Here is a 3,048-nt window from a genome sequence, read left to right on the forward strand (position 1 = left end):
GGGCACAAACGCCAAGTAGCGAACCAGCCTGATGTCAGGCTCGGTGGCCAAGGTCATCTGTAGCAGGGTCGACTTCCCAGATCCCGGGGGGCCTATGAGAGCTACATAACCTTGGGTGACCGCCCGCATCGTGTCCAGTAAGGCGACCTCCGTATCACGGTTTCGCTGCACGTGGGCGCCGACCGGGAAACGATGAATGTGGCGCGTCTTGGCTGGGTCACGCCACCCAAGCTCGTTCAGCAACTCATCTCGAGACCACCTGTCTTTGTCCCGCGCGTCGCGGACAAGATCCGGCAGTAGCTTCGATATCTCGGCCGCAAGGCGAGCTTGCTCGGTGCTGAGCTTGTGCAGCTGGACAAAGTCTGCCGCGGCGCCATGCAAGATCCTCAAGTCTTGCAGAAACTGTTCAAACCGGGTCTCGTCTAGCCCAGACGCCTGGTGCAACGTGTCCAGGAGTCGGCCCCATCCTGCCTGCCGCCACTCATCAATAGACCTCTGCGCATGAAGCTCGAACTCGGCCAGGAAAGCGGCGCTATGCGGCGGGATGGCATCGCCTGGGCTGTCAGAGTCGGACGGATAGTCGCTTACAACTAGCCGGATCTGCACGCGGCAATCAGGATGGAGCTTCCGAAGCCCCTCCCAGGCGTCGATCAATGGCTTGAGCAGACCTTCCGCACCAGTGAGGAGGGTGACGATGCGAAACGGGGCCGGAAACCTGGAGGTCTTGAATTGGTGCCCTATGACCAGGCCATCCAAACCTAGAACGAGGTCGTCAGCGATGCCAGCGGTTCGATCGGCTACTCCGACCCATAGCAGCTGCCCGCGCTCAAGCTCCGCATAGATGGCGGCTCCGGCCTGGTCGTATTGACCCATGTAGCCACGCATGGCTCGGCGCTCGCCTTCCGCAGGAGGGGTTGGGGATGAGCTCTTGGGTTCCAGGTTCTCGCTTTCGGCCATGCGTTCTTGTACCAAAGCTCGGACCCATGCGGCAGCTACTGAGTCGGCGATGCACCGTCGTGCTCAGCTACGCGCCGCTGCTACCCATCGACATCCGCAGCCACAGCACGCTTTTGCGCCATTGACCGCTCGGGAGCGGGAGTCTCCCGCGTCCCCAGCTTCAACAATGCGCCTGTTACGAGGACAGACAGAAGTGCCACCCATGCGGGCACGGCAAGGCGCACTGGTTCGACGAGCAACCACCAGTCGTCAGGAATCTCACCAAAAATCATGTCGTACAACTCGCTGCGGCGTGGATCGCGCCCGGCAATCAGTGCGACGCAGAACGTAGTCACGGCCGTCGTAAATGTCAGCGCTAGCTTGCTGCCCTGCAGCGGCAGCGAGCGCACCGCTGGACGAATCATCTTCATCGCAGCAGCCGTCAGAGGCACTGATACTAAGAACCACCAGCCGCTTAGCCCGTCGCCAGCTTTCCTGGCCAAGGCCCGCGCAACGATCAACGTGTCACTTCCCATCTCGGTCAGTGTCACGGTCACTTGGCTGAAGCCCGTGCCATTTGCCAGAGCGATGCCGTAGTGCGTCAGCAGGTAGCCGATTTCATAGAAGTTGATGCTCGTGATGCCGAGTGCACCGCAGGCCGCCGTCGCCAGCACGACCGCGCGCTTCCACCCGAGCTGACAGTTGAACCCACCCAGCACCAACATCGTCATGGCGCTGGCATACAACGCACTCACCGTGCAAACGAGAATCGCATGGTCAACGGCGCCGTTTAACAGGAGTGGTGTGATCGGGTTGAGCGGAAGCAAGAGCGCCAACACCACAGACCAAGCGAAGTAGCGCAGCTTCGGCGTGAAAAGTCGCTCGGGCGTCCGAATCAGGGCTAACCGTTCGCTTTCCGAGATATGCGTCATGTTGGGTGAGAGAAAGGACTGCGCCAAATCCCCTGCCGTTGACCGATGAAGCGCGGCGTCGGAAGCTAGATGTTTGGCAAACTTTTCGAGTCCCACCGTCCAAAGCGCGGCGCACAGATCAGCACGCACCTCCATCAGCGCAACGATGAAGCTGGCATACCGTCGAACGAACAGGTCGCCAATTACAAGCAGTAGGAAGCAAAGCGATGCAAGCGAAACGGTCGCCACGCCAAGTCGCAAGAGCCACCATCGCGGCTCACCGTGGATCAAACCTGCCGAGGTAAAAGAAACCAGGATCACCACGGAAGCGGCAACAGCGAAAGCTTTGCTGAGAGCCAGCGTCGAACGAATCCCGCCTAGCATGATGGACAGGCGGCGGAACGCGCGCGAGTCGCGGTGAACGATGTGCCCCATTTCGTGAGCCAGAATCAGGTCTCCCGTGAGGTCTCGCTTTGCGACCCGATCCCATAGAGCACTACTCACGAAGATGCAGTCACCTTCTACCCCCGTGCGCGCGTGTGCAGCGACCTGAAAGCCGCTGTACCAGACAACTTCCGGAGCAGCCTTCTCAGGGCCGCGCGCCGCCTGCCAGAGCCTGGAGACAGTTTCACAAAGAACCTGGCCCGCCACGCCCTTGGGTTGCCGACCCCGATCCGCCAGCTCGGCCTGCGCCTGTGCGTCGGCACGCACGGCGTTGCGGCTGCCAGCAATGAAGCGTGCGAGGAGCAGGACGGCCACGAATACCGTCAGCCAACCATATGCGACTTGAACTCCAGGATCTTTGGCGCCATTCCAGAGCGCGCCGATTGACTGGAACACCTCGTAGGTCGCGAAGGTCACCAGCACGACTGGCAGGCCGACAGCGACGATTGGCACTGCGATGACAGCGAAGACTCCGACATGAACCCATATCTCGGCACCCAGGCTCAGCAGGAGCGCTTCTCGTGCCTGCGGCTGGCGCCTGATCATCAGTCCTTTGCCTGAGCCTTAAGGGCAGCGTTCATCTCAGGAGAGCGCATGGCCGCGATCAGTGCGTCAACCTGTTGCATGGACAGCCCTTGCGTATCGCCGGCTTTCCTGAGCAGCTTCTCGAAGTCCGCCTTTACTTGCGGCTGTTCGTCCCCGGACCAGAGCCAGTTCAATAACTTTGCCGCATGCTCGTAGGTCGTGTCTGCTAGCT

At 60.7% G+C, this 3,048-nt stretch carries 2 protein-coding genes and 1 pseudogene; all 3 read right to left on the reverse strand.

What is annotated here, in order from left to right; translation table 11 throughout:
- A pseudogene (locus tag ACXJKR_RS28530) lies at positions 1 to 957 on the reverse strand (ATP-binding protein); the annotation flags it as partial.
- 80 nt (positions 958 to 1,037) lie between these two features.
- Positions 1,038 to 2,837 (reverse strand): M48 family metalloprotease, encoded by a 1,800-nt coding sequence (locus ACXJKR_RS28535; RefSeq protein ID WP_457325706.1) that lies wholly within the window; start codon positions 2,835 to 2,837, stop codon positions 1,038 to 1,040.
- The coding region (locus ACXJKR_RS28540) for a hypothetical protein (RefSeq protein WP_457325707.1) at positions 2,837 to 3,048 on the reverse strand (212 nt) is incomplete at its 5' end. The genes ACXJKR_RS28540 and ACXJKR_RS28535, both read right to left, overlap by 1 nt.

Source organism: Roseateles sp. P5_E11, assembly GCF_054049355.1.